Below are 25,794 nucleotides of genomic sequence, written 5' to 3' on the forward strand. Positions count from 1 at the left end.
CCGCCCTTGCGCCAATCGGGTCTGAAGGGATCGCACGGATGAAGCGGAAACGATTGCATGACAATGAACTTTAGGAAAGAGCCATCTGTAAGGAACAGCGTTCTGCTGCGACTCAATCACAACAAACACAAGGAATGGTCGTGAATCTGCGCAAAGTCTTACTCCTCGTCGCCCTGGCCCTCGGCATTGGTGCGTTCTTCGCCTTCGATCTGGGCCGCTTCCTCACGCTGGACTACATCAAGGACAGCCAGGCCGCTTTCGGCGAGCTGTATGCGAGCCAGCCCTTCAAGGTGGCAGCGGTCTACTTCCTGATCTACGTGGCCGCCACCGCCCTGTCGCTGCCGGGCGCCGCCATCATCACGCTGGCCGGCGGCGCCATCTTTGGCCTCGGCTGGGGCACCGTGATTGTGTCGTTTGCGTCCAGCGTGGGCGCCACCCTGGCCTTTCTGACATCGCGCTTCATCTTGCGCGGCAGCATCGAGAGCAAGTTCGGCAACCGGCTGGCTGAGATCAACAAAGGCATCGAAAAAGACGGCGCCTTCTACCTCTTCACCCTGCGATTGATCCCCATCGTGCCTTTCTTTGTGATCAATTTGGTCATGGGCCTGACCAAGATGAAGGCCCGCACTTTTTACTGGGTCAGCCAGTTGGGCATGCTGGCCGGCACCCTCGTCTACGTGAACGCCGGCACGCAACTGGCCCAGATCGATTCGCTCAAAGGCATTCTCAGCCCCGGCCTGATTGGCTCCTTTGTTTTGCTGGGCCTGTTCCCGCTCATCGCTAGAAAGATTGTTGACATGATTAAAAAACGCAAGGTATACGCCCGCTGGGCCAACGTGAAGCCCAAAAGCTTTGACCGCAACCTGATCGTGATCGGCGGCGGCGCCGGCGGTCTGGTGTCGGCTTACATTGCCGCCGCCGTCAAGGCCAAGGTGACGCTGGTCGAGGTGCACAAAATGGGTGGCGATTGCCTGAATTACGGTTGCGTGCCCAGCAAGGCGTTGATCAAAAGCGCCAAGCTGGCGAGCCAGATGCGCCATGGCGAGCAGTACGGGCTCTCCAACACCACACCCACGTTCAGCTTCAAGGCCGTGATGCAGCGCATCCACGACGTGATCAAAGCCATCGAGCCGCACGACAGCGTGGAGCGCTACACCGGTCTGGGTGTGGAAGTGTTGCAGGGCTACGCCAAGCTGGTGAACCCCTGGACGGTGGAGATCGCGCTGAACGACGGCGGCACCCAGCGCCTGACCGCGCGCAGCATCGTGATCGCCGCCGGCGCCCGCCCCTTTGTGCCGCCGCTGCCGGGTCTGGAAGACGTGGGCTATGTCACCAGCGACACGCTGTGGGACGAATTTGCCAAGCTCGACGAGGTGCCCAGGCGCCTGGTGGTGCTGGGCGGTGGCCCCATCGGCTCCGAGCTGGCACAAAGCTTTGCCCGACTGGGCTCGGCCGTGACCCAGGTGGAAATGGGCCCGCGCATCATGGCCCGGGAAGACGAAGAGGTGAGCGAGCTGGCCAAGAAAGCGCTGGAGGCCGATGGCGTGGATGTGCGCGTGGGCCACAAAGCCCTGCGCTGCGAAACCATCGATGGCGAGAAAACGCTGATCGTGGAACACCAGGGCGCCGAGCAGCGCATCGCGTTTGACCAGTTGCTGTGCGCCGTGGGCCGCAGCGCCCGCCTCACCGGCTACGGGCTGGAAGACATTGGCGTGCCCACCAACCGCACGGTGGAAACCAACGAATACCTGGAAACGCTGTACCCCAACATTTTCGCTGCGGGCGATGTGGCCGGCCCCTACCAGTTCACCCACGTGGCTTCGCATCAGGCCTGGTACGCCGCCGTCAACGCGCTGTTTGGCGACTTCAAGAAATTCAAGGTCGACTACTCGGTGATCCCCTGGGCCACCTTTGTGGACCCCGAGGTGGCGCGCGTGGGCCTCAATGAAACCGAGGCCAGGGAAAAGAACATTCCTTATGAAATGGTCAAGTACGGCATGGACGATCTCGACCGCGCCATCGCCGACAGCGAAACCCAGGGTTTCGTCAAGGTGCTGACCGTGCCGGGCAAAGACAAGATCCTGGGTGTGACCATTGTGGGCGCGCACGCTGGCGACTTGCTGGCCGAATACGTGCTCGCCATGAAACACGGCCTGGGCCTGAACAAGATCCTCGGCACCATCCACACCTACCCCACCATGGCCGAGGCCAACAAGTACGCCGCGGGCGACTGGAAGCGTGCACACCAGCCCGAGAAGCTGCTGGTGTGGGTCAAGAAATTCCACGACTGGCGCCGCGGGTGAACTTGTCCGCCCACAGCCACTCCAAAACCTTCATGAGAGACCCCCGCATGAGCTCCCGCCGCCAAACCTTGCACCTGTTCGCGGCCATCGCTGTCACCGCAGTGTTGCCCATGAGCGCTTTTGCCCAGACCGCTGCTTTTGACCACCAGTACGCGGGCTGGAACGCCTTGCTTAAAAAACACGTGAAATGGTTGCCCGATGGCAAGCAATCGCGCGTGAACTACAAAGGTTTTGCAGCCGACCACGCGGCACTCAAAGACGTGCTCACCAGCCTGAGTGCCGTGCCCAAGGCAAGCTTTGATGGCTGGAGCAAGCCCCAGCAGATGGCCTTCCTCATCAATGCCTACAACGCCTTCACGGTGGAGCTCATTCTCACGAAGTACCCCAACCTGAAATCCATCAAGGACCTCGGGTCGGTGTTCCAGTCGGCCTGGAAAAAAGAGTTCTTCACCCTGCTGGGCGCCGAGCGCCACCTCGACTGGGTCGAGCACGAGCAGCTGCGCCCCGTCTACAAGGAACCCCGTGTTCACGCCGCCGTCAACTGCGCCAGCATCGGCTGCCCGGCGCTGCGCGACGAGGCCTTCACCGCCAGCCAGTTGGAAGCCCAGCTCGAAGACGGCATGCGCCGCTTCATGGGCGACCGCACGCGCAACCGGGTGAAAAATGGCGAAGTGGAAGTGAGCGCCATCTTCAAATGGTTCAAGGAAGACTTCAACAGCGGCTACCGCGGCTTCAAACAGGTGGAAGACGTGTTCGCCGCCTACGCAGCGCAGCTCACCGACCAACCAGACGAACAAGCCAGCCTGCGCGCCAGGAGCCTGTCTGTCAGCTACCTCGACTACGACTGGTCGCTCAACGACGTGGGCCGATGAAGCGCACCACTGCCTGTTTTTGCCTGGCGCTGCTCACCGGCATCAGTTGGGCCCAACCGCCTGCCGAGCTGGCCCCCTTGCTCGACGGGCAAGGCGAGGCATCCAAGGCTTGGCGGTTCGTGGGTTTCCCCAAAAAATCGGCCGACCTGCCGCCCTCGCGCTTTGAACCGGGTGAAGTTGACCACAAGCCGGGCCTGAAGGTCAGCACCGATGCGTCCTACGGCACATGGGTGCAAGCCTGGAACGGCCCGGCACCCGAGCGGTTGCAATGGCGCTGGCGGCTTGACGAGCCCCTGGCTGGTGGCAAACGTGCGCCAGACCTGCTTGCCAAAAGCGGGGACGATGCAGCACTTAAGGTGTGTGTGATGTTTGAACACCCGCTCGACAGCGTGCCGTTCATAGAGCGCACTGTGTTGCGCATTGCGCGCAGCGTGAGCGGTGAGAACCTGCCAGCAGCCACCGTTTGCTACATCTGGGACAGCGCGGGCCCCGCACCCCGGCAGGGCGTCAACCCCTATACACGCAGGGTGAGGTTCATCAGCTTGCAAGGCCGCAACTCGCCACTCACCCGCTGGACCAGCGAATCGCGCGATGTGGCGCAAGACTTTGCCACCCTGTTTGCTGACGAACTGCCGCAAGGCGCCAGAACGCCACGCGCAGAGTTGCCGCCTGTCACAACCGTGCTCATTGGTGCAGACAGCGACAACACCGCCAGTCAAAGCGTAGGCTGGGTGACAGACCTCCGCTGGGTGCCGTAAGTCATTCGCATCGGCATCGCTGATGGCGCCCGGCTAACATCGGCGTCTATGCATTCAACTGGCATCAAAAAACTCCTTCTGCTTGGTGCTGGGCATGCCCACCTGCATGTGCTCGCCCAACTGGCCCAAAACCGCCCCGCAGATCTCGATATCACCGTCGTCTCGCCCTACCCCTACCAAACCTACAGCGGCATGACGCCAGGCCTGGTCGCGGGCCACTACAGCCCCGAGGACTGCCAGATTCCCCTGGAGCCGCTGATCAAGGCGGCCGGCGCCAAGTGGATACAGGCGCGCTGCAGCGGCATCGACGCAGGGGAGCAGCGCGTGCGCCTCAGCCCGACGGCAAAAAGCCAGTCAGCCGAAGACATTCCACCGCCCGATCTGCCCTACCACCTGCTGTCCATCGACACCGGCGCAGTGATCGACCGCGAACGACTGGAAGTCGAGATGCCGGGTGCATCGGCCCATGCGCTGATCGTGCGCCCCATTGAGGTGTTTGCCTCTTTGTGGCCCAAAGTCGTTGAACTCGCGCAGAGCCAGCCGGTGTCGATCGCCATCATCGGCGCCGGCGCGGCCGGTATCGAGCTGTTGTTTGCCGCCGAGCAATGCTTGCGCCAACAGGGCATTCATGGCGCCCGCTTCAGCCTGATCACCGGCGGCGGCGAGGTGGCTGCCAACTACAGTGCCGGCGTTCGCAAACGCGTGCTGCGCCAACTCAAGCGGCGCGGCATCACGGTCCTGCGGGAAGCCTGTGTAGGACTTGAGAAAGGCCGGGTCAAGCTGGGCAGCGGCGCGGTTTTGAGCTGCGACGTGCCCCTGCTCGCCATTGGCACCCACGCCCCCGCATGGCTGCAAGACAGTGGCCTGGCCCTGTCAGAAGCCGGCCATGTGCTTGTCAACGCCTTCCAGCAAAGTCCCAGCCACCCCAATGTGTTTGCCGCTGGTGATGTGTCGACCCGAGAAGACAAGCCCCATCCGAAAAGCGGCGTGTATGCCGTGCGCGCCGGCCCGCCCCTGGTCCACAACCTGCTCGCGCAACACGAAGGTCTGGCCCTCAAGCCCCATCATCCGCCGGTCAACACCCTGAACCTGCTGTCTTGTGGCACCGACCATGCCATCGTGAGCTACGGACCGCTGTACGCTGGCGGTGCCTGGGCATGGCGCTGGAAAGACCGCATCGACCGCGCCTTCGTGGCGAAGTACAGGGTCCTATAGACCGCCGGTCGGCCCCGCAGGCAAACAGGGCGTTTCCCACCCCAGATCGCGGGGACTCTGTCGGCAGAACCCATCCGGGCCCTGACAGATTCACACACCAGGACCCACCACTCCATCCGGGTTTGTGGTCGCGTCTAACACCTTCGAGGGGGTCGAAAACTGGCTGTTTGGTAGGCACCACAATCCCAAAAAAAAATCACCCGAAAAACAATTTGATACGAATACAGGCTTAAAGTCTTGCGTTGCCAGCCAGAATAAAGATGTACTCGGGGCAAGCATTTACTCGAATATCAAGACGCCACACCGTTGCCATGCTTAAAACCCTGATCGTTTACGCCCACCTGATTGCCACCTGTGCCGCCATTGGCACCATCGTGATCACCGACTTGCGCCTTGCGGCAAAAGCGCTGGGCTACAAAGTAGTGATTCCACCGCCAGAGCGCTTTGAAACCCGCATGATCTCGGCTGCCCTGGCCTTGCTCTACATCACCGGTGCAATCGTTGTGTACATGGGCTTGCAAGCCAATCCCGATTTCCTGGCCAACCAGAAGGTGCAAGCCAAGCTGGTGCTGGTCGCCCTGTTGACGGTCAACGCCGTGGTACTGCACCAGATGGTGTTCCCCATTCTGGGCCGTTCGCGCCCGGTGTCCCGCTGGAGCCGCGCCGATTGGCTGACGGTGGCGCTCAGCGTTTCTTTCTCCAACAGCGTCTGGTTTTTCTGCGCTTTTCTGGGCGTCAACCGGGTCTGGAATGGCACCGTTTCGATCGACTTCGTGCTCCAGGTGGCAGCAGCTGCCTGGCTGGTCGTTTTTGTCCTGGTCAACGTCTTGCTCAAGGTCGCCGCCCGCGACGAACCCAAGCCCAAGCCCGACTGGATAGACTCCATGAAAGCGTCACTCAGCGATTTTGCGTCGCTGAAAGACAATTGACAGGGAGTTTCACACCAACTGGAAGGCCACTTGCCATGCCGATCTGCCTGCGTCTCTCCACCTGTTGTGCCCTGCTGATGGCAACCGGGTTCACCACCCAGGCCCTGGCTCAATCCGCAGCGACCGACCCCACAGCCAAAGCCATTGCCAGCGGTCAGCCTGAGGCCATACACCCTTGGCAAGCGGCACTTCCCAGGCTGTCCAGCGAAGCCTATTTCACCAACCTGAAAGACGGCGACCAGATCGAAACGCCTTTTGTCGTGAGGTTCGGCCTGTCCGGCGGCTGGGGCCTGGCGCCGATTGCCAAGGCATCCAAAGGCAAAAGGGGACACCATCACCTGCTGGTCAATCGCGACCTGCCGTTGAATTTCACAACGGCCTTGCCATTTACCGACCAATACATCCACTTTGGCGGTGGACAGATGGAGACGGTGCTGTCGTTTCCACCAGGCAAATACACCTTGCGCATGCTGCTGGCCAACCAGCAGCACCTGCCCTATTTCGTTTACAGCAAGCCGGCCACCATCACGGTGACCAAGAAAAACGAAACCGATCCCAAGACCTTGACCACCCGCGGCATCAGCATGATGCTGCCCGACGGTCCGATCCGGAATCCCTTCCGTGTGCAATTCCATGCCTCGGGGCTGAACGTGGGCCTGCAGTCGCAAGACGATCCCAAGTCAGGGCATTTCGCTTTGCAGATCGCATCGACCAGTGGCAAGGGCACAGCCAACCTGGACTTCCCTGATGGCCAGACCGAGGTGTACCTGACGCCTCCAGAAGGTGGCTACAACCTGACCTTGAAATGGGTGAGCAACGCCGCTGAAGGCGATGCCAGCGGCCGCGTGGCGCCTGCAACAGCTTCAATCGAAGTGCAATAGAAAGAAGCGCCAGCTCGGCGACCGCGGCCGATCCGGGCCCGTCCAGCCATGTTTGTCGCCAACCGGATGGCTCAGTGCTTCGCCGGTGCATTCGCCCTGGTTGCCGCCTCAAAACCGCCTTTGGCGCGCCACTCTTCCATACCGCCCTGCAAAATGCGCAGGTTCTCCCAGCCGGCCACGCGCAACGCAAAACCCGCCTGGGCTGAAAGGGAGCCGGTGTTGCAGTAGATCAATACCGGTTTGTCTTTGGGGATCTCGTTGCGCCGGGAGAGTACGCGGCGCCAGTCCATGTTGATGGCACCGGGAATGCGGCTTTTGGCGAACTGGCCTGCATCGCGCGCATCAATCACCATGAACTTGGACCACCCGTCTGCGGGAATCTGCTCGGCAAAAATCACACCACCGCCGTATTCCGCAAACTCCAGATAGGCCTCCATTTCGTCAATGGCAATGGCTTTGTTGTCCGCGTGCGCGGCGAGCGCGGCTGACAGGAGAATGGGTGCGATCAACGCAGATTTCAAAGTCTGTGAAAGCAAGGGAGGCTCCGTACAAAGGCGTGAAATACGCCACGGAGCATCATATAAGCAACTGATGATGTTTTCAATCAGCGTTTTGTACCCGTGCCTGTTCACATGGCACAGGCACGGACACGGGACTGAAGAGCCACCCAACCGCTGCAACAGGTAGAGCGGGGCCTACAAAACGGTCACTGGCCTGGCGCTGGTGCCGATCAGTTGGCCGCGAAACAGTAATAGAGGCCCTCGCCACCGGTGGCGCGCAGCGCTTCCATGCCGCAGGCGCGTGATGGATGTGCCGAGCTCCAGGAGGTCGGGGCCGCGCCGCCGCCCACGCGGTCGTGGTGGCCAACCAGCACCGAGCCTTCGCCGCTGCTGGTCCAGTCGTTGCAGGTGCCGCCTTCAAGCATGCCCTTGGCGTTGGAGGCGGTCATCATGTCGTGGCGGTTCGGGGTGTCGCCGCGGCCGTTGATGACCATGCCTTTTTCGTCGATCGCATTGTCTTTGGTGAGGTTGTTGGCGTCGCTGAGCAGGTTTTCGACACTGGTGGCCACCACCACGCCTTTGGCGTTCATCCAGGGACCCTTTCCAATGCGGTCGCGGGCGTTTTCTTGGGAGGACGACAGATAGGCTTTCCAGTTCTTGCCCTTGGAGCCGGCGGCCTGTGCCAGCGCCGCGCAATGGGCATCGGCGCCCGCCAGGCCGCCGAGGTCGGCACCCTTGCCGGGGTTCATGCTGGTGACGAAGAAGCTCATGCCTTTGTCTTTCATGCCCATGCCTTTGTGGCCTTCATGGTCCTTGCCATGGTGAGAGCCGTGTGGGCCGGCGCAGGCGCCGAGGGCCAGAACAGTCGAAGCGATCGCGAGGCGGTACATCATGGTGAATTTCCTTCAGGTGGGGAGTGGGAACAAACAAAGCCGAGCACCAACGCTCAGCGGGGGGCTGGCCCCCCGCCAGGCGGCGGTGGGCGACGAACTTGGGAAGCGTCACAGGTCTGGGCATCGCCTTCCAGCGCGCAGCCGGCCTCGGCGCTCAGGCAGGCCAGAATCGAATTGCCGCCCGGGGCGCCTGCGTGGTAGTGGTAGCCCAGGCCTTGCACGGAGTGGCCGTTGCAGCGGTCGAGATCGGCAGGCGCTTGGCCGTCGGCTGCGAGCTGCGCAAAGATGGTGTGGCCATCCAGCGCCATGCCGATTTGCGCGCCGTGCGTGGCGGCGGGGGCGCTTTTGTTGAGACAGTCGGTGACGGCGTGGTAGTGGTACCCGGCATGCAGGTTCACATGGCCACCGCAGTCGTCAAACGGCGCGATCGTGTAGGCACCCAGGATGGCTTCGACCGGCGCGGGGCCATCGAGGCGAACGCCGTTGAAGGCCACGCCAGCGCCCGATTGCCGCACATCGTTCTGGCGCCCAGGCGCCTGCGGCTCCAGCGGGATCACGTAGGTCTGGTGGTCCGCCTCCAGGTACTCCGGCAGGCATTGCACGCAGTAATTTCGGTACTTCGGATCGACATCGGGCCGGGCCGCAGCGGCGCAGGCTTCGCGGCTGTCGGTGACGTTGATCTTGCCGGTCTTGGGGTCGACCATCTTCCAGTTCGGATCTTGGTACCTCTGCGCCAGACCGCCCATGAAAGCACCATCGGCGTCCAGCACCTGGCCATCCTTGAGCCAGATGCCGCTCCTGTCCGGGCCATCGGTTCCCTGCATCGGGCACCACGGCCCTGGGGTGTAACTGCCGGGCTCGGGTTTCACGGTGATGGAAAAGCAACGGGTTTTTGTACCGCTCGACAAGGTGCAATCCACCGCCGTTGGCCCCGCCACGACGGTGGCACGCTTGAAAAACTCGGCCACAGATTTCAGCGCTTCTTGCTCACCGTGGGCCATCGCAGGGGCGGCCATGGCGCAGCCCAACAACGCCGCGCCGAGCCTGTCCATCAAGGTGTTCACAATGGTCAAAATCTCTCTTCCCTTTGGTCGCTCGCCTGCAACCGGTTCGTGGTGAAACTCGCTCAGTTCCAACGCGCGGCCCGCGACTGCGGGCCTGCCTCGCGCTGGCGGATAAAGCCAGTGGTTTCAACCGAAGTTAGCATACTAACTACCCCATGCCCAAACAAGCCTTCGCGTTTCACGCCCACCTGCATTCCGGTCATTTGCTGGAAGAGCACCTGCGCGCGCGCCTGACCGGGCTGGGCATATCGCCGCGGCAAGCCCGGGTGCTCGATGCCATGGAGCGCATGGGGCCCGTGTCTCAAGCCGCGCTGGCGCAGGCCTTCCACCTCACCGCAGCCAGCATGAGCACCATGACCAGCCGCCTGATCAAGGCAGGGCTGATCGAGAAAGCACGGGGCCCCGAATCGGCCCGGGGCAACCTGCTCACGCTGAGCGCCCGCGGGCACAAGGCCCTGGCCGCGGTGTACGACGCCTGGACCGAGATGGACCACCTGATTGAAGGCTTGCTGGGCCGGACCAAGGCCCGCAGCCTGGCGGCGCTCACCCGCGAACTGCGCGACGCCTTGGGCGGCCTGCCGCCCGGCCCGCCTGTGGACTGAAGCCAGACAACACGAGACCCAAGGCCCTATGGCCTTGCGCCAGTCACCAGTCCACCAGACTCAAGCCGGCGGTCAGGGCGGTGCGATTGACGTTGTAGTCGAGCAGGCTGTCGCCGTAGCCCCTGAACAGCTGAACATGGAAGCGCAGACCGCTGTCGGCACGGCCGACGCTGCGCAGGTATTCCAGCTTGGCCGAGCCCCGGCCATTGGCGCGCAGGGTATGGCGCAAGGTGGTGGACAGGGTGTGGAGCACCGCGTCCTCGCCCACACCGGTGTCAAAGCTCCAGCGGCCAATCAATTCGCCCCGACCCACGTGGTCGCTGATATCGGGGTTGTCGTCCACGCTCTCGTTTTCGCTGATGCGGTTCCAGACACGGGCCTGCAAGGTGAAGCGGTCGCCATTGGCCGCGATCTTGTCGCCCGCAGCAATCAGGTAAGCGCGGTTCCAGCTGCGCGACAGCGGCAGGCTTTGCCCGTTGGACTGGTGTTCGATGCCAGCGCCGGTCATGCGGTAGGTCCACCCGCCGGGCAGCCCGATGAAATGGGGGAATACATAGGTGATGTCGGGCTGGTGATCGGTGCTTCGGAACGGACGTGAAAGCGGTTTGTTGAACAGTTGCCAATGGCTTTGTTGTGTGTAACCAAACCAGAGGGAATCACGCAACGGGTCTTCGCCCCGGCGCAGCACGCCGCTCACGAGCTTGGTTCGCACGCTGAGGTTGAGCTTGACCTCGCCGGGCTGGTAGGCCAGTGGGCTGGCAGCGGTATGGCCCTCAGCAGGGGTGCTGGGCTGGCGGTTGACCGGCGTCCCGCCGGTGAAGCTGAGCGAAACCGGCCGGTAGGCACGCAACTCGAAGGTGTCGCGCGAAGTGGCATGTTCCAGGTCCCAGAAACGGGTGATCTCGCTGGGCTGGGCATCGGCACGCTGCGCAGCAGACACCACGGGCGGTTCCGGCTCCGGGGGCTTCTCGGCCAAGACATTCACCACAGCAGGTTCGGGTGGTGGGGCCTGAAGCACCAGGGGGTCGGCAAACTGCCTGGCCTTCTGGTCAAAACAGGCCAGGCGCTGGGTGTTGTCGGTCAGTGCGGTGCAGGTCAGCCAATCGTTGGCGTTGGCGTGGGCGAATGGGCTGGTGATGGCCAGGCCGAGTGCAAAACAAGGAAGCAGTTTCATGGGCATTCAAATGGGTGCAGAAGGGACCGGACGTTGTTCGTCACCGCAACTGTTCGGCCAGATGGACCAGGCTGCGGGCGTGCCAGGTATTGGCTGTATCAGGCGACACGTCTTTCACATGGGCGGCGCCAAATTCCAGCGGGCGCTCAATGTAGGCGGTTTGCAGGCCAAGGGCGCGGGCAGCGTCCAGATCGTCTTGGTGGGTGGCGACCAGCATGATCTCGCCCGGTTCGACGTCAAAGGTCGCCGCCACGCCCAGGTAAGTGGCTGGGTCGGGCTTGTAGGCGCGAAACACCTCGGCCGAAAGGATGCAATCCCACGGCAGTCCGGCGCGTTTGGCCATGTTGGTCAGCAGACCGATATTGCCGTTTGAAAACGAGCAAATGGTGAAGCGGCTCTTCAAGCGGGTGAGGCCATCGACGGTGTCGGGCCACGCGTCTAGCCGGTGCCAGACCCGGTTGAGATGTCTCCGCTCGGCCTCACCCAGATGCGCCAGGCCAAACTGCGGCAAGATGCCATCCAGAATGATTCTGTGCAGCTCATCAATGCGGGTCCATCCCAGCTCACCAGAACGCACCCTCGCCATCGCCGGGTAGTAGCCCGCGCGCCAGGCCAGCGCAAAGGCGTCGCCATCCACCTGCGGGTACAAGGCATTCACCTCACGGACGATACTGCCGTGCCAGTCGACCACCGTGCCGAAAATATCGAAGGCGAGAATGCGGGGCGGCTTCATGGTCGGATCTTTCTGTGGTTCATGGAGACTCAGCGACAAGCTTGTCATCGTAGCGCTCACTATGCACTTGAGGTCCCTGCGCCAACACCCAGTCAATCAAAGCCCGAAGGGCCGGGCTGACCTGGCTGCGGCTGGGGTAGTACAGCTGAAACCCAGGCTCGGCGGGGCACCAATCGACCAGCGCCTGCACCAGTCGCCCTTCCAGCAAATGGGGCGTCGCCATGGCTTCATATACATATGCCCAACCCAGACCATCGAGCGCGCCCTGCAGCGCCAGGCGCTGGTCGTCGACGGTCAATGGGCCCGCAACGGACGCATCCACCGCCTCCTTGCCTCGGCGAAATTGCCACCGGTACAACACACCGCTGGGAAAACGCAGGCGAACGCAGGGGGCTTGCTGTAAATCGCCTGGCTGTTTCGGCACCCCATGGGTCAACGCAAAAGCGCTGCTGGCCACTACCGCAAAGCGCTGACGGGGCCCGATGGGTACGGCCACCATGTCGCGTGGCACCGCCTCCGGGAATCGGACGCCCGCATCGTGCCCCTCGCGCACGATGTCAACCAGGCCATCCTGCGTGGTGATTTCCAGGGAGATGCCTGGGTGGGCTTTCACAAAACCCGACAACAAGGGGCTGAGCAGCTGGGTCGCGGCGTTGCGAGGCAGGTTGAGTTTGAGGTGTCCCCGGGTCTCACCGCCAGACTGCGACACCGCCGTCAACACATCGTCCAGATGGCTCAACGCGGGGCGCAATTCTTCAAGCAACTGCGCGCCTGCCTGCGTCAACGCCACGCTGCGGGTGCTGCGCAACAACAGCGGTACCTCCAAGCGGGCTTCCAGCGTTCGCACGGCCTGGCTGATCGCCGATGGGGAAAGCTCCAATACCTTGGCCGCTTGGCGAAAGCTGCTGCATTCGGCCACGGCCATGAATGCACGCAAGTGCGACAGATCTGGTTTGCTCATGGCGACCCGCCTCTCGGGGCAAGAGCCCCAACTTAGTGGAAACCCTATTGTGCAGCCTTACCGCACAAGTCAAACAGCTCGGCTTGGCTTGCGCCAGGCTCGCGAAAAATTCATCATCGCCACATACCAACGCTAATACAAGGGATTTCGCCATGCATCTGATGCGCTCCACGCCCACCGGCCTCTCTCTGGCATTCATTTGCCTTTCCGCACAATCACAGGGCACTCGTCCCACCTTGCAGCTCAAAACGGCCGAGGCCATCGCTCAAGCCTGCCATGCCATGGCTGAAAACAAAGGCTGGCGCATGGCCGTCGCCATCAACGACGAAGCCGGTCAGCTGCTGCACTTCAGCCGCATGAATGGCTCAGCGGCTATCTCGGTGCCTGTGTCCCAACCAAAAGCCAACACATCCAGCGCCCTGCCCGTTTCAACCCGCCAATTCCGAAAGGCCACGGGATCCAACCAAGGCGCCGAGCTGCTCAGCGGCATCACCACGGTGGCTGGCGGATTGCCAGTTCTTAATGCCCATGGTCAAGCTTTGGGCAGCGTGGGGGTCAGTGGCGCCAATGAAGACCAGGATGAGCTCTGCGCCCAAGCCGGTGTGGACGCGGTGAAAGCGATGCTGCCATGAGCGATCTCAACAACCCATCCACCACCAATGGCAACGCTCAAACCGCGACCCGCCTTCTCGCCAAGCAAAGCATCCACCCGATCGGCCTGGGTTGCATGGGCATGAGCGAGTTCTATGGCGCGAGCGACGACGCCGAATCGCTGGCCACCCTGCACGCCGCTGTGGATCTGGGCGTGCAGCACTTCGATACCGCCGACACCTACGGCTTTGGTCACAACGAAAGCCTGTTGGGCCAGTTTCTTGGCGAGCTCACTGGCGCCACGCGCAGGCGGCTGATCGTGGCGACCAAATTTGGCATTGTGCGACAAGAAGGCCGCTATGAGCGGCGCATCGACAACTCGGACGCCTATGTGCGCCAGGCCTGCGAGGCCTCGCTGCGCCGCCTTGGCGTCGAGCGCATCGATCTCTACTACTGCCACCGCCGCGACCCTTCGGTGCCGATTGCCGATCTCATGGGCAGCCTCGCCCAACTGGTGAAAGAAGGCAAGATCGCCGCCATCGGCTTGTCGGAAGTGAGTGCCGAGACCCTGCGCGAGGCGCACGCCGTGCACCCCGTGGCCGCGCTGCAAAGCGAATACTCGCTGTGGGAGCGCGGCGCCGAAACCGACTTGCTGCCCACTGCGCAAGCGATGGGCACGGCCTTTGTCGCCTACAGCCCCTTGGGTCGCGCCTTTCTCACCGACGCACCACCACAGGTCGGCGAATTGGCAGACAACGATTTCCGCCGTGCGTTGCCCCGGTTCAATGGCGAAGCAGGAGACCACAACCGGCAGCTTCAAGAACGCCTGTCTTCACTGGCCAACGCCGTTGGCGCCTCCACCGCCTCACTCGCGCTGGCCTGGATGCTGCACCGGCAACCCCATGTGTTGCCCATTCCGGGCACACGCCGTCGCCGGCATTTGCAATCCAATGTCGAGGCCGCAGCGTTGGCGCTGAGCCCGGAAACACTGGCCACACTCGACCAACTGTTTACTCTGGGTGCAGCCCAGGGTGAGCGGTATCCCGACGCCGGATGGGCCGGGATCGAGACCGCCCGCGATGGCCGGGCCTAGGAACTGCACAAGGCATTGACTGAGAAACACCGGGAGGCAAGGTAACAGCGCGCCCTGTTGGCGCGCTATGCTTCCAAGGGTGAGTCCTCCCCTGTCTGAAAACCCCTTGCCCCGGCGCATTGCCCACCTCGACATGGATGCGTTTTTCGCGTCGGTCGAGCTGCTGCGTTACCCGCAGCTCAAGGGTCTGCCGGTGGTGATCGGCGGCGGGCGGCGCAAGGAAGACGATGTGTTGGCCGGCTTGCGCGAGGCCTACCCTGATCAGGACTGGAGCGCGGCCACGCTCGACATGATTCCGGTGGACTTTTTCCCGCGCCTGGCGGGCTACACCGGCCGCGGCGTGGCCACCACCGCGACCTACGCGGCGCGCCAGTTCGGCGTGGGCTCGGCCATGGGGCTGATGAAGGCGGCCAAGCTGTGCCCGCAGGCGATTTTGTTGCCGGTGGATTTTGACGAAGTGCGCCGCATCTCGCGCCTGTTCAAAAGCACCATCACCGAGATCGCACCAGTGATGGAAGACCGGGGCATTGACGAGGTGTACATCGATTTCACCGAGGTGCCCGGCGGTCAGCGCGAAGGCGGGCGCGTGTTGGCCCGGCTGATCCAGAAATGCATTTTTGAGGCCACCGGCCTCACCTGCTCCATAGGCGTGGCGCCCAACAAGCTGATCGCCAAGATGGCCAGCGAGTTCCACAAGCCCAACGGCATCAGCATCGTCACCATGGACGATCTGCAAACCCTGATCTGGCCGCTGCCTTGCCGCAAGGTCAATGGCGTGGGACCCAAGGCGGACGAGAAGCTGCAAAAGCAGGGCATCGTCACCGTGGGCGATCTGGCAGCGAAAGAGCGCGGCTGGCTGATGCAGCATTTCGGCAAGAGCTACGGCGCCTGGCTGCACGAGGTGAGCTGGGGCCGCGATGAGCGGCCGGTGGTGACCGAGAGCGAGCCGGTGAGCATGAGCCGGGAGACCACTTTTGAGCGCGACCTGCACGCGGTGCGCGACCGCGCCGAGCTGGGCGCGGTGTTCACCAGGCTCTGCGAGCAGGTGGCGGCCGACCTGCAGCGCAAAGGCTATGTGGGCAAAACCATCGGCATCAAGCTGCGCTACGACAATTTCCAGAGCGTGACCCGCGACACAACCATCGAGCAATTCACCGCCGACGCCGCCACCATCCGCCGAGAGGCCGGCCTGTGCCTGAAGCGTGTCGATCTCACCCGGCGCCTGCGGCTGCTGGGTGTTCGCGTGGGCAAGCTGGTCAAGGCCGGGACAGACGAAGCGTTGACCAGCGACTACAGTGACTCCCCATCTGCCAACTGCAAAGACAGGACCCCCGATGACCACCACACCCACCTGCTTTTCCCTGAGCTCGACTGACGACGGTGTTGCCCACCTGGTGCTCAACCGCCCCGAGGCGTTGAACACCATGCACCCCACCTTCTGGCGCGAGCTGGACGAGATCTTGACCCGCATTCACCGCGAGGGCACGGCCCGCGCCCTGGTCATCAGCAGCACCGGCAAGCACTTCTCTGCCGGCATGGCGCTGGAGACCTTCAGCAGCGCGGTGCAGATGGACGACCAGAGCCCCGAAGGCCGCGCGGCGGTGTTTGATGTGTTGACCGACATGCAGGCCACATTCACCAAGATCGAAACCCTGCGCATACCGGTGATTTGCGCGATTCAGGGCGGCTGCATCGGCGGTGCGGTCGACATGGTGACCGCCGCCTGCATCCGCTACGCCACAGCCGACGCCTTCTTCTGCATCCAGGAAATCAACATCGGCATGGTGGCCGACGTGGGCACCTTGCAGCGCCTGCCCAAGTTGCTGCCACTGGCCGTCGTCAAGGAGCTGGCCTACACCGGGCGCCGCCTGCCCGCGGCCAGAGCCCAAGGCTATGGCCTGGTCAACGAAGTGTTCGATACCGCCGAGGCCATGGTGGCTGCCGCTTTGCAGTGCGCCAGGGAAATCGCCAGCAAGCCGCCGGTCGCCATCTGGGGCACCAAGCAGGCCATCGACTACGCGCGCGATCACTCCACCGAAGACAGCCTGCGCCAGATGGGCTGGCTGCAAGGTGCGATCTGGAGCAACAAACATGTGCTGGAGTCCATCACCGCCATGAAAGAAAAGCGCGCAGGGACGTTCCCGCCACTGGCGCCACTCACCTCGTTCAAGGAAATGGGTTGACTGCGGCTGGGCTCTGACCGCTCAGGGCTTGCAGTCACCGCCCAAAGACACCGTACCGTCTTTGCATTCGGTCAGGATGCCCTGGTTTTTACCCGCCTTGGGGGCTGCGGCGGGCTTGCTCGCTGTTGGCGGCGCCACAGCGGGAGCGGGTGCCACCGCAGGCGCCGATGCAACGCCACGCGCATACATGATTTTTTTCTGGCCATTGCCGCAACTGCCCACCACTTTCCCGGGTGCGTCTGCAGTGGCATCGACCACCGTCACGGAAAAATCTGTCACACCCTTGCTGGCGATGTTGGCCTCAATGCGGCTTTGCAAATCCTCGCAGGTTTCAGCGGCTTGAGCGGCGCCAGCGGCAGCAACCAGCGCGCCAGCAATCAGGAAGCGGGAAATCGGATACATGGCAGACGGATGAGAGGTTCGGGATACAGACATCAATTGATTATCAGACCGTACACCCTTGCTGTCACCCCTTCAAGCCGCCAGCGACGCACTGATCTCGGCAAAATTGCCCGCGACTTCCACCAACTCGATGGAGCGACCCAACTGGCGTTCAATCTGACTCAGCGAAATCACGCCACGCACCTGCGACCCATGGTGGCTGCCTGCCTGCTGCACCACCAGCAGGTGACGCCGCCCCAGCCGCTTCAGCGTGGCCACCACTTTGGCGACATCGGCGTGGGCCAGTTCCTCCAGGCCGATGGCATCGAGCGACTCCAGTGGCGACATCACGTCGACCACCCGCAAATCTTCGTATTTCACCCCGCGGCGGCCAATCACCTGCATGGGCCGTTCGCCCTCCAGATCGGTGGAGGTGATCAACCCCTCCACATTCGGCATGTCGCTCACCACAAACAGCAACCGCACCCCTTGGTGAATCATGACTTGCTTGGCCTGCGACAGCAGCATGTCGGGAGCCACTGTCGCCGCCCGAACATGCGTCAGGTCGGTCATCACCGACCGACCGGGTGACTCAAGCTTCACGGGCTGCCCCATGGGCGGCGTGGCCTGGGCAATGCGGGTGCCGGCTGCGAAACGGTAGGTGGGGAGAACGGAATGGTCCACGGTATGTTCACTTTCTTTTCGGATGACAATCACGCCGATTCAGAAGCCGAAAAGCTGGAGCACGGCGCGGTGTCAACATTAGCAGCCTGGCTCGCCAGACACAAGCCTGGGCAGCAAGCCAGACGGGGACTCAGGGTCTTCAAAGGCCATAAGGACTGCCTAAGTAACCCCGACGTTTTTTTCAGGGCCGGAGCACCCTGGGCACCGCGTTAGGCCGCAGCCGGTAAGCGTCGGGCATGCGCGAGCCCAGCAACGGGCGCAGGTACATGCGAAACGCATCGGTCACATCGCAGCCGTTGGCGGCAATGAACTCATCTTCCATCACCCGCGTTTTACCTGCCACCGCAGACAGTGGCAGCAGCTCGTAATCAGCCGAGTAAAACCCCGTGCGCTTGATGGCCACCGAGCCGTCCACCTTGCCCCACATGGCGTACTGCACCGCCTTTTCTCCCACCTCGCGCGCCTCGCGCTGGTCCACATCGCTCACGCAGCCAATGAAGCTGCGCTGCAGATAACCAAAGGTGTCACCGCGCACCCGCTTGATGCCCAGCCTGGCCTTGATCTCTTCGCACAACAGATCGGCCAGCGCGCCCGTACCCGAGAGCTGTACATTGCCGTGCGCGTCTTTCTCGATGTCCTTGGCCAGCCGGGCCATGATGGGCTGGCCCGAGGCATCGTGAATGCCTTCCGAGACCGCGACCACACAACGGCCATAGCGGTCATATACGGTCTTCACATCGGCGAGAAATTTTGGGATGTCAAACACCCGCTCCGGCAGGTAAATCAGGTGGGGGCCATCGTCCTGGAACTTCTTGCCCAGCGCCGACGCAGCGGTGAGAAACCCGGCGTGGCGCCCCATCACCACGCCCACATACACGCCCGGCAGCGCCGCGTTGTCGAGGTTCGCACCGGCAAAAGCCTGGGCAACAAAACGCGCTGCCGAGGGAAAGCCAGGCGTGTGGTCGCTGCCAACCAGATCGTTGTCGATGGTCTTGGGGATGTGAATGCTGCGCAGCGGGTAGTTGGCCTTGTGCGCCTCTTCGCTCACGATGCGCACCGTGTCGGAAGAATCGTTGCCACCGATGTAGAAAAAATGCTCGATCTCGTGGGCCTTGAGCACCTTGAAAATTTCCTGGCAGTACTTCAGGTCGGGTTTGTCGCGCGTGGAGCCCAGGGCAGAAGATGGCGTGTTCGCAACCGCTTCCAGGTTGTGGCTGGTCTCTTGCGTGAGGTCGAGAAAATCTTCGTCCACGATACCGCGCACGCCGTGGCGAGCGCCGTAGACCAGCTTCACATCACGAAAGCGCCGCGCCTCCAGCGCCACGCCCACCATGGACTGGTTGATGACCGCGGTGGGGCCACCGCCTTGGGCAACGAGGATTTTTCCTGATGGCATGGGGCGCTTTCTTGGGAAGTGCATGCTGGATGCGACACCAATCAGCATACCGAGCCCCCGAAGTCTCTACAAGACGCACCGTGGTCAGGCCTTCGTCAGCGGTGCACCGCGCTGTCGCCCACCGCGCCTTCAGTCAGGTTCAGCGCACCTGTGGCACCGAATCCATATCAAGCGGGCGCGAAAGCAGGTCCTCGATATGCAGGTCCTCGATTGCCAGTTGCTCTGCCCTGTCGATCGCCGCCAGGGCTTCCATGGGGGAATGCTCGACCTGCACCACGCCCATGCCCACCGCTGGCCAGAAATCGAAACGCTGATCGGGTGGCCCCACACGAACACTGGAGCGGATCGACGTCAACAACGACTGAACAAACAGCTCGCCCCGGCGTGGATCCTGTCCCGACGAAACCGCCAGAACGAAGCACCTCGGGTGGTACAGACCCACCACGTTGCGAAAGCCCACATGGCGGCGAATGCGGGCGGCTAGAACCGCGAGTATTTCTATCTCCACGCCGTGGCCAAGTTCATCGGCCAGTTCATACAGGTTGCGCACCGCAATCGCAGCCACCACACAAGGCCGCTCCATACGCTGGCTGCGCCACATCACATCGGCCACCCTGGGAATCAGCTGCGAACCCTGGGGCATGGGAATATTGAAATCCTGCGCCACCACGCCCTTGGCCAACAGCTGCAGGCGCCGCATCTCCCGTGTGCGCTGAATGGTCAGGGCGATCACGATCAGAAAGTAGGCCACGGTCGCAAAGGCTGTGAGCACCCAGGTCATTAACCCCAGGCCAGGCAATTCAATGCTCTTGGCCACCAGCCCCATGACCGCCAGCCACAGAAACACGCAGGCCAGCACCATCCAGCGCGCCAGTGAGTCGCCCAGTGCTGCAGCGCGGGCACTGATGAACATGGCCACGCCGACCATCGCCAGATAGATGCCGCCCGCCGACATCAACACGTTGTGCGGTTCGAAACGGCGAGCGGCGAAGAACGTCGCCACCGACAGCAGCACAAGAACCACACAGGCGACCTGCACCGTCCAGCGGGTCAGTGCGTCTTCCCGCTCGGTGCCCAGCCAGACACCCAGGTAACGCAAGGCCAGCGCGGCACTCAAAGGACCGATCGCCACTTTCAATGGCAGGTAGTTTGCGTTGTCCAGCTCGGGAAAAAGCTGCTCCGGAAAACCCGACAGCGCGATCACCCCCCCACCCATCATGATGAGAAACGCCAACCCACGAACCGACGCCACCGTGCGCTGAACCAGACAGTCGGCCATCGCAACCAGACACAGCACAGCGAGGGCACCGGTCATGCCCGCCCATACCGCCAGTTCTACCGTTGCGATTGATTCCAACTCCAAAACCCTGTCTTCGATTGCCATTCGACCCCTTCGGGGCGATCGACCTCGCCATGGAACTGGGCGCTTGCGTCGCCCGTCCTGTTGAAACGCCAGAAGGCGTGCCAATGCGAAACCAGTGCTCCCTCTGCCGAACCCGGTGAGCCCACGCTCAAATGGCGCTTACACGGCCAGGACCTGCAGCCATTCTAATTTGTTGCTGCATGTAACAACAGAAACAATATCAGACTGACGAGAACTACCACACGGCAGTCCAAGCCTTTCGTTCAGCCGGTGTTCAGGCGTTTCTGGACTGGGCCACCGGTTCAGTGCACCCCGCAAGCAATGCGACACTTCCAACATGAAGACCTTCTACAACCCCGATCACATCCTCCACGCCGCACGCCAGGAAATGTTTCGCGGCCGCATGGTCGCTTGCCACGAAGTGCCCGCACGCTTCGATTTCGTCATGAGGGAGCTCGAACGGCGCCCCTTGGGCAAGGTGCTTCAGCCTTCGATCAGCGACATCGAACTCGATGCCATCCTGGCGAGCGTTCACAGCGAGCGTTACCTGAATTTTCTGGAAGGCGCCTGGGCCGAATGGGTCGCCATGGATCCCGCCAACGTCGAACGCGATGCCCTGCCTTCGGTTTGGCCCATGCCCAATCGCCACGGCTTTCGTACCGACCGCCTGCCCGAAAACTTCGCAGCCCGCATGGGCGCTTTTGCCTTCGACTCAGGCTGTCCGCTCACAGCAGGCAGCTGGACAGCGGCGCGAAAAGGCGCGGCCTGCGCCATGGCCGCTGCGCAAGACGTGGCAGCCGGCGCGCGCAGCGCATTCGCCTTGACCCGCCCGCCCGGCCACCACGCCGGCCCCGACTTTTTCGGCGGCTACTGTTTCCTCAACAACGCGGCGGTGGCCGCGCAAACCCTGCGAGACAAAGGCGTCGAACGGGTGGCCGTGCTCGATGTGGACTACCACCACGGCAACGGCACACAGACCATCTTTTACGAACGCCCGGACGTGCTGACGATCTCCATCCACGGCGATCCGCTCACCGAATACCCGTATTACCTGGGCCATGCAGACGAACGCGGCGCAGGCGCAGGTGAAGGCTTCAACCTCAACCTGCCGCTGGCCCACGGCACAGGCTTCATGCCCTGGATACGCGCCCTCGACCAAGCGCTGGACGCGGTGCACCACTACAAAGCCGGTGCTCTGGTGGTGCCCATGGGCCTGGACACCTTTGAGGGCGATCCCATTTCAGGCTTCACCCTCAAAAGCGGCGACTACACCACCATTGGCCGCCGCCTCGCCGATGCGGATCTGCCCACGGTCTTCACCTTTGAGGGCGGCTACGCCGTGGACGAAGTTGGGGTGAACGCCGTCAACTTGCTGGCAGGGTTTCAAAACGCTGCCTGAGCTTGGCGGCAACCCCGCCCAAAAGAGAAGCGGCCTGGGCCGCTTCTCTTTTGCTCTTTTGTTCAGACGTCAACACACCATCAATCCGCTTTCCAGAAAATTGAATCGGTTGAAGCAGGCGAAGCAGAATCAGCCACCGAAAGACAGGGCGCCAGCGGGCAGCGGACGGCCCAGGGCGCTGATCAACACCGTGTAATGCATGGTTTCATCGGCGGCCAGACGGGCAGCCACTTTGGCCAGCTCGCTGTCGCCAAACGCGGGAATCACGCCCAGGTAGGCATTGGTGGCGCCCAGCTCCAGGCGAGCGGCCAGGCTCAGAACATCGGCCTGGCTCTTGAGCGTGCCAGCCTTCAGCGATTCGGCGTACACCTCGATCTTTTGCTCGGCCACAGGCTCGCCACCCATCTTCTTGATGGTGGCCATCAGTGCATCGCGGTGGGCCTTGTGGTGGCTCTGGAAGTTCACCGCGATATCGAGCACCGGTTTTTGCAGCAAGCCACTGCCCGCACCCAGCTGGTAGGCGTTGATGGCTTCGTGTTCCAAAGCCAGAGCCACATTGAGGATGGACACGTCTTTGGACGTATCGCCCTTCATGCCAGCGGCCATGGCTTCATTGCCAGCCAGCAAGGACACCGCCACAGCGGAAAGCGCCCCGCCGGTGCGCATGAAGCCTCGGCGTGATGCGTGGCCTGAATGAATCAGAGAAGAAGCGTTTGAGAGAGCGGAGTTCATGTGGGATTCCTAGGGGTGGATTGAAGATTGAAGGATTCAAAGCGGCCGGTGCCGGAAAACAGGAATGCAGCGCCGACATGGGGGATACGCAGGCAGGGCGACCACCGGATTCGGAAGTCCACAAAAACCGTGTGGGCTTGGCACTGCGTTGAATCCGGCGCGGCGCCGCCTGCGTAGTCGGGAGGCCAGACAACCTCAAAGTGATCCACGGGGTTGAGGCCACACCTCCCGGTCAATCCGACCTCTTCACACAAAGCCCAAGACCATGACGCCACACGCCCTACCCTTTGCTCTGCTCCGCCATGCACGGCCTCTGCTCCCATTGGCTGCCGCCATCACCCTGTTGACCGGCGTTGTCACTTCAGCCCATGCCGATACCGGCAAGCTGCTGCTCACCGGTGGTGTGAGCACCATCGAAGGCGCAGCCGGGGGCGGCTTGTCTCCCTGGGCCGTGATCGGCACCCAGGCCACGGCAGACGAAACCGGCTTCTCCGCTTTCGCAAGCCACGCCAAAACGCAGGACTACGGCCTCAACGTGGCCGGCGCAGCCGTGGCGTTCAACAACCGCGTGGAACTCTCGGTGGCTCGTCAGGATTTCAACACCGGCATCACCGGCACCTTGCTCGGCCTGCCCGGCCTGCATCTGCGCCAGAACATCCTTGGCGCCAAGGTTCGTGTGGCTGGCGACGCAGTGCTCGACAGCGACAGCCTGATGCCTCAGATCGCCGTCGGCGTGCAGCTCAAACAGCTGGAGTCCAGCGGTCTTGACGACACCCTGGATGCACTGGGCGCCAAGCGCAACGGAACCGATGTGTATGTGAGCGCCACCAAGCTCTTCCTGGCCCAGGGCATCCTGGTCAACGGCACGCTGCGTGCCACCAAAGCCAACCAGAACGGTTTGCTCGGTTTCGGCGCCACGCTGGGCGGGGCCGACAACGGCTACGAAATTCAACCCGAAATCTCGGTGGCCTATCTGATTCGCAACAACCTGGCCGTGGGCGTTGAATACCGCGGCATGCCCAACAAGTTGCAAACCGCCGGCAACGCCGCCGGCCTGGGCGATGGACTGCGTGGCGGCGCCTGGAAAGACATCTTCATTGCCTGGGCACCGAGCAAGAACGTGTCGCTCACCGCCGCCTATGTCGACCTGGGCCGTCTCGTGCCCGCGACCACCAACAACAAGCGTCAGAACGGCGTCTACGTCTCGGCACAGTTCGCGTTCTGAAACCCAGCCATTCACTGACTCACACATTCAAAAAGGCCATTCATCATGAAATTCACCATCCACCCGCTCGCCTTGTCCCTCGCCGCCGCACTGACGCTCGGCAGCGGCCTCGCGCAAGCAGACACCATGTCACCCCACCATGGCAAACCCATGGTCAGCGACGCCAGCGCCTACCCGGTTGCACCCGCTGCCGGCCTCTATGAAGCCTTCGGTGAAAAAGAGGGCATTCGCTCACTCATGACCGATTTTGCGCAACGCCTGCGCGCTGACGCCCGCATCGGTGACCAGTTCAGCGAAACCAACCTTGACAACCTGGCCAGCCAACTGAGCGACCAGTTGTGCCAGCTCTCCGGAGGCCCTTGCGTCTACAAGGGTCCGGACATGAAAACCGCCCACAGCAACATGGACGTGTCCCGTGCCCACTTCAACGCCCTGGTCGAGGTGCTGCAACAGACCATGGACGCGCGTGGCATTCCCTTCACCCGGCAAAACCAGATGCTGGCCTTGCTCGCCCCCATGCACCGCGACGTGGTGACCCCACGATGAGCCCACGCCACCACCTCCAAAAGCGCCCGACAGCCTGGGCCATCGCGGCCGCTTTTGCGCTGCAAGGGATGGTGGCGCAAGCCGCCACCCTGACCGTCACCGTGCTGGCCAAGGACGGCCAGCCCCTGGCCGACGCGGTTGTCATTGTTGAGCCCGCCAACCCGGGCAAGCGCCTGGCGCCTGCGCCGATCAAGGCCGAGATCCAGCAAGAAAAATTGCAGTTCGTGCCGAAAATCAGCGTGATCCCTCTGGGCTCGGAAGTGCTGTTCAGCAACCTCGACCGGTACGACCACCACGTGCGCGGCCTGCCTGCCGGACTCGCGGGTTTGAACGCATCGCCCGAGACCGGTTTTACGCTGATGCTGCCCGCCAGAGTCGATGGCAAAAAACCATCGTCTGCGACCGAAACCCTGAACGAGGCGGGACCCTTGCAGCTGGGCTGTCATTTGCACGGTTCCATGCGCGCCAGCATCTATGTGGCGGACAGCCCCTGGGTGGTCAAGACCAACGACGAAGGCGTTGCCACCGTGGACAACCTGCCCGAAGGCTCTGCCAAGGTGCGCCTGTGGTACCCGCGGCAACTGGTGGAGCAACCCGCCACCGCTGTCAAGGTCACCGCCGCATCGGCCGTGGAGGTCCCGACCAGCATCAACCAGCCCCGGCGCCGGCGATGAAAGCCATCCGCGATTTCTGGGTTGCGGGTCGATCCGCGCGGTCTTTCGGCTTGCCTCACAATGCGGCCATGGCTGAAACCCCCGATGAACAACTGATGGCACTGATCGATCGCGTGGCCCAGCGCGATGAATCGGCCCTCAAGGCGCTGTACGACCTCACCTCCGGCAAGCTCTACGGCCTGTCCATGCGGGTGGTGCGCAACAACGAGTGGGCCGAAGACGCCTTGCAAGACACCTTCCTGCAAATCTGGCGCAGTGCGCCCGACTACCGCGCCTCGCTCAGCCCGCCCATGGCCTGGCTGGGTCTGATCGTGCGCAGCCGCTCACTCGATCTGTTGCGCCGCCGCAAGGCCGCACGTGAGCACCTGACCGACGACATCGACGAGGCCATGGCCGATACGCTGGAAGGCGACTCGCCCAACCCCATGGACACCAGTCTCGCCAGCCAGCAAGCCCAGGCCCTGCATCAGTGCCTCGGCCAGCTCGACCACAAACAGCGCGAGGTGGTGAGCCTGGCCTACCTGCGCGACCTGAGCCACGGCGAGCTCGCCGAGCAGCTCAAGCTGCCGCTGGGCACGGTCAAAACCTGGATCCGGCGTGGGCTGGACCAACTGCGCACCTGCATGGCAAGGTTCGCATGAC

At 62.7% G+C, this 25,794-nt stretch carries 27 protein-coding genes; 16 read left to right on the top strand and 11 right to left on the bottom strand.

Annotated elements, in window-relative coordinates; all coding sequences use genetic code 11:
• Positions 1–134 precede the first annotated feature (134 nt).
• From LPB072_RS18765 to LPB072_RS18790, 6 genes are all read left to right on the top strand, one after another.
• A complete protein-coding gene (locus LPB072_RS18765) occupies positions 135–2,303 on the top strand; it encodes an FAD-dependent oxidoreductase (RefSeq protein ID WP_197508860.1) in 2,169 nt (722 codons plus the stop codon).
• Positions 2,304–2,350: 47 nt separating this feature from the next.
• The gene (locus LPB072_RS18770) at positions 2,351–3,175 is read left to right on the top strand and encodes a DUF547 domain-containing protein (RefSeq protein WP_096349043.1); all 825 of its coding nucleotides are present in this window, start codon (positions 2,351–2,353) and stop codon (positions 3,173–3,175) included.
• Positions 3,172–3,933 (top strand): DUF3047 domain-containing protein, encoded by a 762-nt coding sequence (locus LPB072_RS18775; protein WP_066087078.1) that lies wholly within the window; start codon positions 3,172–3,174, stop codon positions 3,931–3,933. The genes LPB072_RS18770 and LPB072_RS18775 overlap by 4 nt, the downstream gene beginning before the upstream one ends.
• Before the next feature lie 48 nt (positions 3,934–3,981).
• On the top strand, positions 3,982–5,148 hold the full coding sequence (locus LPB072_RS18780; protein ID WP_082876775.1) for an FAD-dependent oxidoreductase: 1,167 nt from the start codon (positions 3,982–3,984) through the stop codon (positions 5,146–5,148).
• Between the two features lie 311 nt (positions 5,149–5,459).
• Positions 5,460–6,077, top strand: a complete 618-nt coding sequence (locus LPB072_RS18785; RefSeq protein WP_066087075.1) for a hypothetical protein — start codon at positions 5,460–5,462, stop codon at positions 6,075–6,077.
• A 35-nt stretch (positions 6,078–6,112) separates the two neighbouring features.
• Positions 6,113–6,958, top strand: a complete 846-nt coding sequence (locus LPB072_RS18790) for a DUF4399 domain-containing protein (protein WP_066087071.1) — start codon at positions 6,113–6,115, stop codon at positions 6,956–6,958.
• 71 nt (positions 6,959–7,029) lie between these two features.
• On the opposite strand, the gene LPB072_RS18795 is transcribed toward LPB072_RS18790, so the two are convergent.
• The 3 genes from LPB072_RS18795 to LPB072_RS18805 all read right to left on the bottom strand — a co-directional run bounded on the left by LPB072_RS18795 (position 7,030) and on the right by LPB072_RS18805 (position 9,415).
• Positions 7,030–7,494 carry a rhodanese-like domain-containing protein gene (locus LPB072_RS18795; protein WP_231943307.1) on the bottom strand — a complete coding sequence of 155 codons (465 nt, stop codon included), beginning with the start codon at positions 7,492–7,494 and terminating at the stop codon, positions 7,030–7,032.
• A 194-nt stretch (positions 7,495–7,688) separates the two neighbouring features.
• Positions 7,689–8,351, bottom strand: a complete 663-nt coding sequence (locus tag LPB072_RS18800; protein ID WP_197508861.1) for a hypothetical protein — start codon at positions 8,349–8,351, stop codon at positions 7,689–7,691.
• Positions 8,352–8,404: 53 nt separating this feature from the next.
• Positions 8,405–9,415 (bottom strand): YHYH protein, encoded by a 1,011-nt coding sequence (locus LPB072_RS18805; RefSeq protein ID WP_231943570.1) that lies wholly within the window; start codon positions 9,413–9,415, stop codon positions 8,405–8,407.
• Between the two features lie 155 nt (positions 9,416–9,570).
• On the opposite strand from LPB072_RS18805, the gene LPB072_RS18810 reads away from it, so the two are divergent.
• Positions 9,571–10,017, top strand: a complete 447-nt coding sequence (locus LPB072_RS18810) for a MarR family winged helix-turn-helix transcriptional regulator (RefSeq protein WP_066087062.1) — start codon at positions 9,571–9,573, stop codon at positions 10,015–10,017.
• A gap of 43 nt (positions 10,018–10,060) precedes the next feature.
• On the opposite strand, the gene LPB072_RS18815 is transcribed toward LPB072_RS18810, so the two are convergent.
• From LPB072_RS18815 to LPB072_RS18825, 3 genes are read right to left on the bottom strand one after another with little or no spacing between them, the layout of a single operon-like run.
• On the bottom strand, positions 10,061–11,191 hold the full coding sequence (locus LPB072_RS18815; protein WP_157694118.1) for a phospholipase A: 1,131 nt from the start codon (positions 11,189–11,191) through the stop codon (positions 10,061–10,063).
• 40 nt (positions 11,192–11,231) lie between these two features.
• Positions 11,232–11,924, bottom strand: coding sequence for a haloacid dehalogenase type II (locus tag LPB072_RS18820; protein ID WP_066087056.1), 693 nt, complete (start codon positions 11,922–11,924; stop codon positions 11,232–11,234).
• Between the two features lie 19 nt (positions 11,925–11,943).
• On the bottom strand, positions 11,944–12,885 hold the full coding sequence (locus LPB072_RS18825; RefSeq protein ID WP_066087052.1) for a LysR family transcriptional regulator: 942 nt from the start codon (positions 12,883–12,885) through the stop codon (positions 11,944–11,946).
• A gap of 152 nt (positions 12,886–13,037) precedes the next feature.
• Between LPB072_RS18825 and LPB072_RS18830 the strand changes: the two genes are divergently transcribed.
• From LPB072_RS18830 to LPB072_RS18845, 4 genes are all read left to right on the top strand, one after another.
• On the top strand, positions 13,038–13,517 hold the full coding sequence (locus LPB072_RS18830) for a GlcG/HbpS family heme-binding protein (RefSeq protein WP_197508862.1): 480 nt from the start codon (positions 13,038–13,040) through the stop codon (positions 13,515–13,517).
• Positions 13,514–14,569: an aldo/keto reductase gene (locus LPB072_RS18835; protein WP_082876774.1), complete on the top strand. Its 1,056-nt coding sequence runs from the start codon at positions 13,514–13,516 to the stop codon at positions 14,567–14,569. Before LPB072_RS18830 ends, LPB072_RS18835 begins: the two co-directional genes overlap by 4 nt.
• 67 nt (positions 14,570–14,636) lie before the next feature.
• A complete protein-coding gene (locus LPB072_RS18840) occupies positions 14,637–15,944 on the top strand; it encodes a DNA polymerase Y family protein (protein WP_066087049.1) in 1,308 nt (435 codons plus the stop codon).
• Positions 15,904–16,752: an enoyl-CoA hydratase-related protein gene (locus LPB072_RS18845; RefSeq protein WP_066087046.1), complete on the top strand. Its 849-nt coding sequence runs from the start codon at positions 15,904–15,906 to the stop codon at positions 16,750–16,752. The genes LPB072_RS18840 and LPB072_RS18845 overlap by 41 nt, the downstream gene beginning before the upstream one ends.
• Before the next feature lie 21 nt (positions 16,753–16,773).
• Here LPB072_RS18845 and LPB072_RS18850 read toward each other — a convergent pair whose 3' ends face one another.
• From LPB072_RS18850 to LPB072_RS18865, 4 genes are all read right to left on the bottom strand, one after another.
• On the bottom strand, positions 16,774–17,187 hold the full coding sequence (locus LPB072_RS18850; protein ID WP_082876773.1) for a DUF1161 domain-containing protein: 414 nt from the start codon (positions 17,185–17,187) through the stop codon (positions 16,774–16,776).
• A gap of 39 nt (positions 17,188–17,226) precedes the next feature.
• Entirely contained in the window at positions 17,227–17,817 is a 591-nt protein-coding gene (locus LPB072_RS18855) for a CBS domain-containing protein (RefSeq protein WP_066087236.1), read from the bottom strand.
• 181 nt (positions 17,818–17,998) lie between these two features.
• Positions 17,999–19,213, bottom strand: coding sequence for a 6-phosphofructokinase (locus LPB072_RS18860; protein ID WP_066087233.1), 1,215 nt, complete (start codon positions 19,211–19,213; stop codon positions 17,999–18,001).
• Between the two features lie 139 nt (positions 19,214–19,352).
• Entirely contained in the window at positions 19,353–20,570 is a 1,218-nt protein-coding gene (locus tag LPB072_RS18865; RefSeq protein WP_157694117.1) for a hypothetical protein, read from the bottom strand.
• 343 nt (positions 20,571–20,913) lie between these two features.
• Here LPB072_RS18865 and LPB072_RS18870 point away from each other — a divergent pair, with 343 nt between their 5' ends.
• Positions 20,914–21,975, top strand: coding sequence for a histone deacetylase family protein (locus tag LPB072_RS18870; protein ID WP_066087036.1), 1,062 nt, complete (start codon positions 20,914–20,916; stop codon positions 21,973–21,975).
• Between the two features lie 129 nt (positions 21,976–22,104).
• Here the strand turns inward: LPB072_RS18870 and LPB072_RS18875 are convergent, their stop codons facing one another.
• Positions 22,105–22,707, bottom strand: coding sequence for a ferritin-like domain-containing protein (locus tag LPB072_RS18875; protein ID WP_066087033.1), 603 nt, complete (start codon positions 22,705–22,707; stop codon positions 22,105–22,107).
• A 265-nt stretch (positions 22,708–22,972) separates the two neighbouring features.
• Here LPB072_RS18875 and LPB072_RS18880 point away from each other — a divergent pair, with 265 nt between their 5' ends.
• The 4 genes from LPB072_RS18880 to LPB072_RS18895 all read left to right on the top strand — a co-directional run bounded on the left by LPB072_RS18880 (position 22,973) and on the right by LPB072_RS18895 (position 25,793).
• Positions 22,973–23,932 carry a DUF3034 family protein gene (locus tag LPB072_RS18880; RefSeq protein ID WP_066087030.1) on the top strand — a complete coding sequence of 320 codons (960 nt, stop codon included), beginning with the start codon at positions 22,973–22,975 and terminating at the stop codon, positions 23,930–23,932.
• Positions 23,933–23,977: 45 nt separating this feature from the next.
• Entirely contained in the window at positions 23,978–24,478 is a 501-nt protein-coding gene (locus LPB072_RS18885; protein WP_066087027.1) for a group I truncated hemoglobin, read from the top strand.
• On the top strand, positions 24,475–25,152 hold the full coding sequence (locus tag LPB072_RS18890) for a cupredoxin domain-containing protein (protein ID WP_082876772.1): 678 nt from the start codon (positions 24,475–24,477) through the stop codon (positions 25,150–25,152). Before LPB072_RS18885 ends, LPB072_RS18890 begins: the two co-directional genes overlap by 4 nt.
• Positions 25,153–25,220: 68 nt before the next feature.
• On the top strand, positions 25,221–25,793 hold the full coding sequence (locus LPB072_RS18895; protein ID WP_231943309.1) for a sigma-70 family RNA polymerase sigma factor: 573 nt from the start codon (positions 25,221–25,223) through the stop codon (positions 25,791–25,793).
• Position 25,794 lies beyond the last annotated feature (1 nt).

The sequence above is a fragment of the Hydrogenophaga crassostreae genome (genome assembly GCF_001761385.1).
Taxonomy (GTDB): domain Bacteria; phylum Pseudomonadota; class Gammaproteobacteria; order Burkholderiales; family Burkholderiaceae_C; genus Hydrogenophaga; species Hydrogenophaga crassostreae.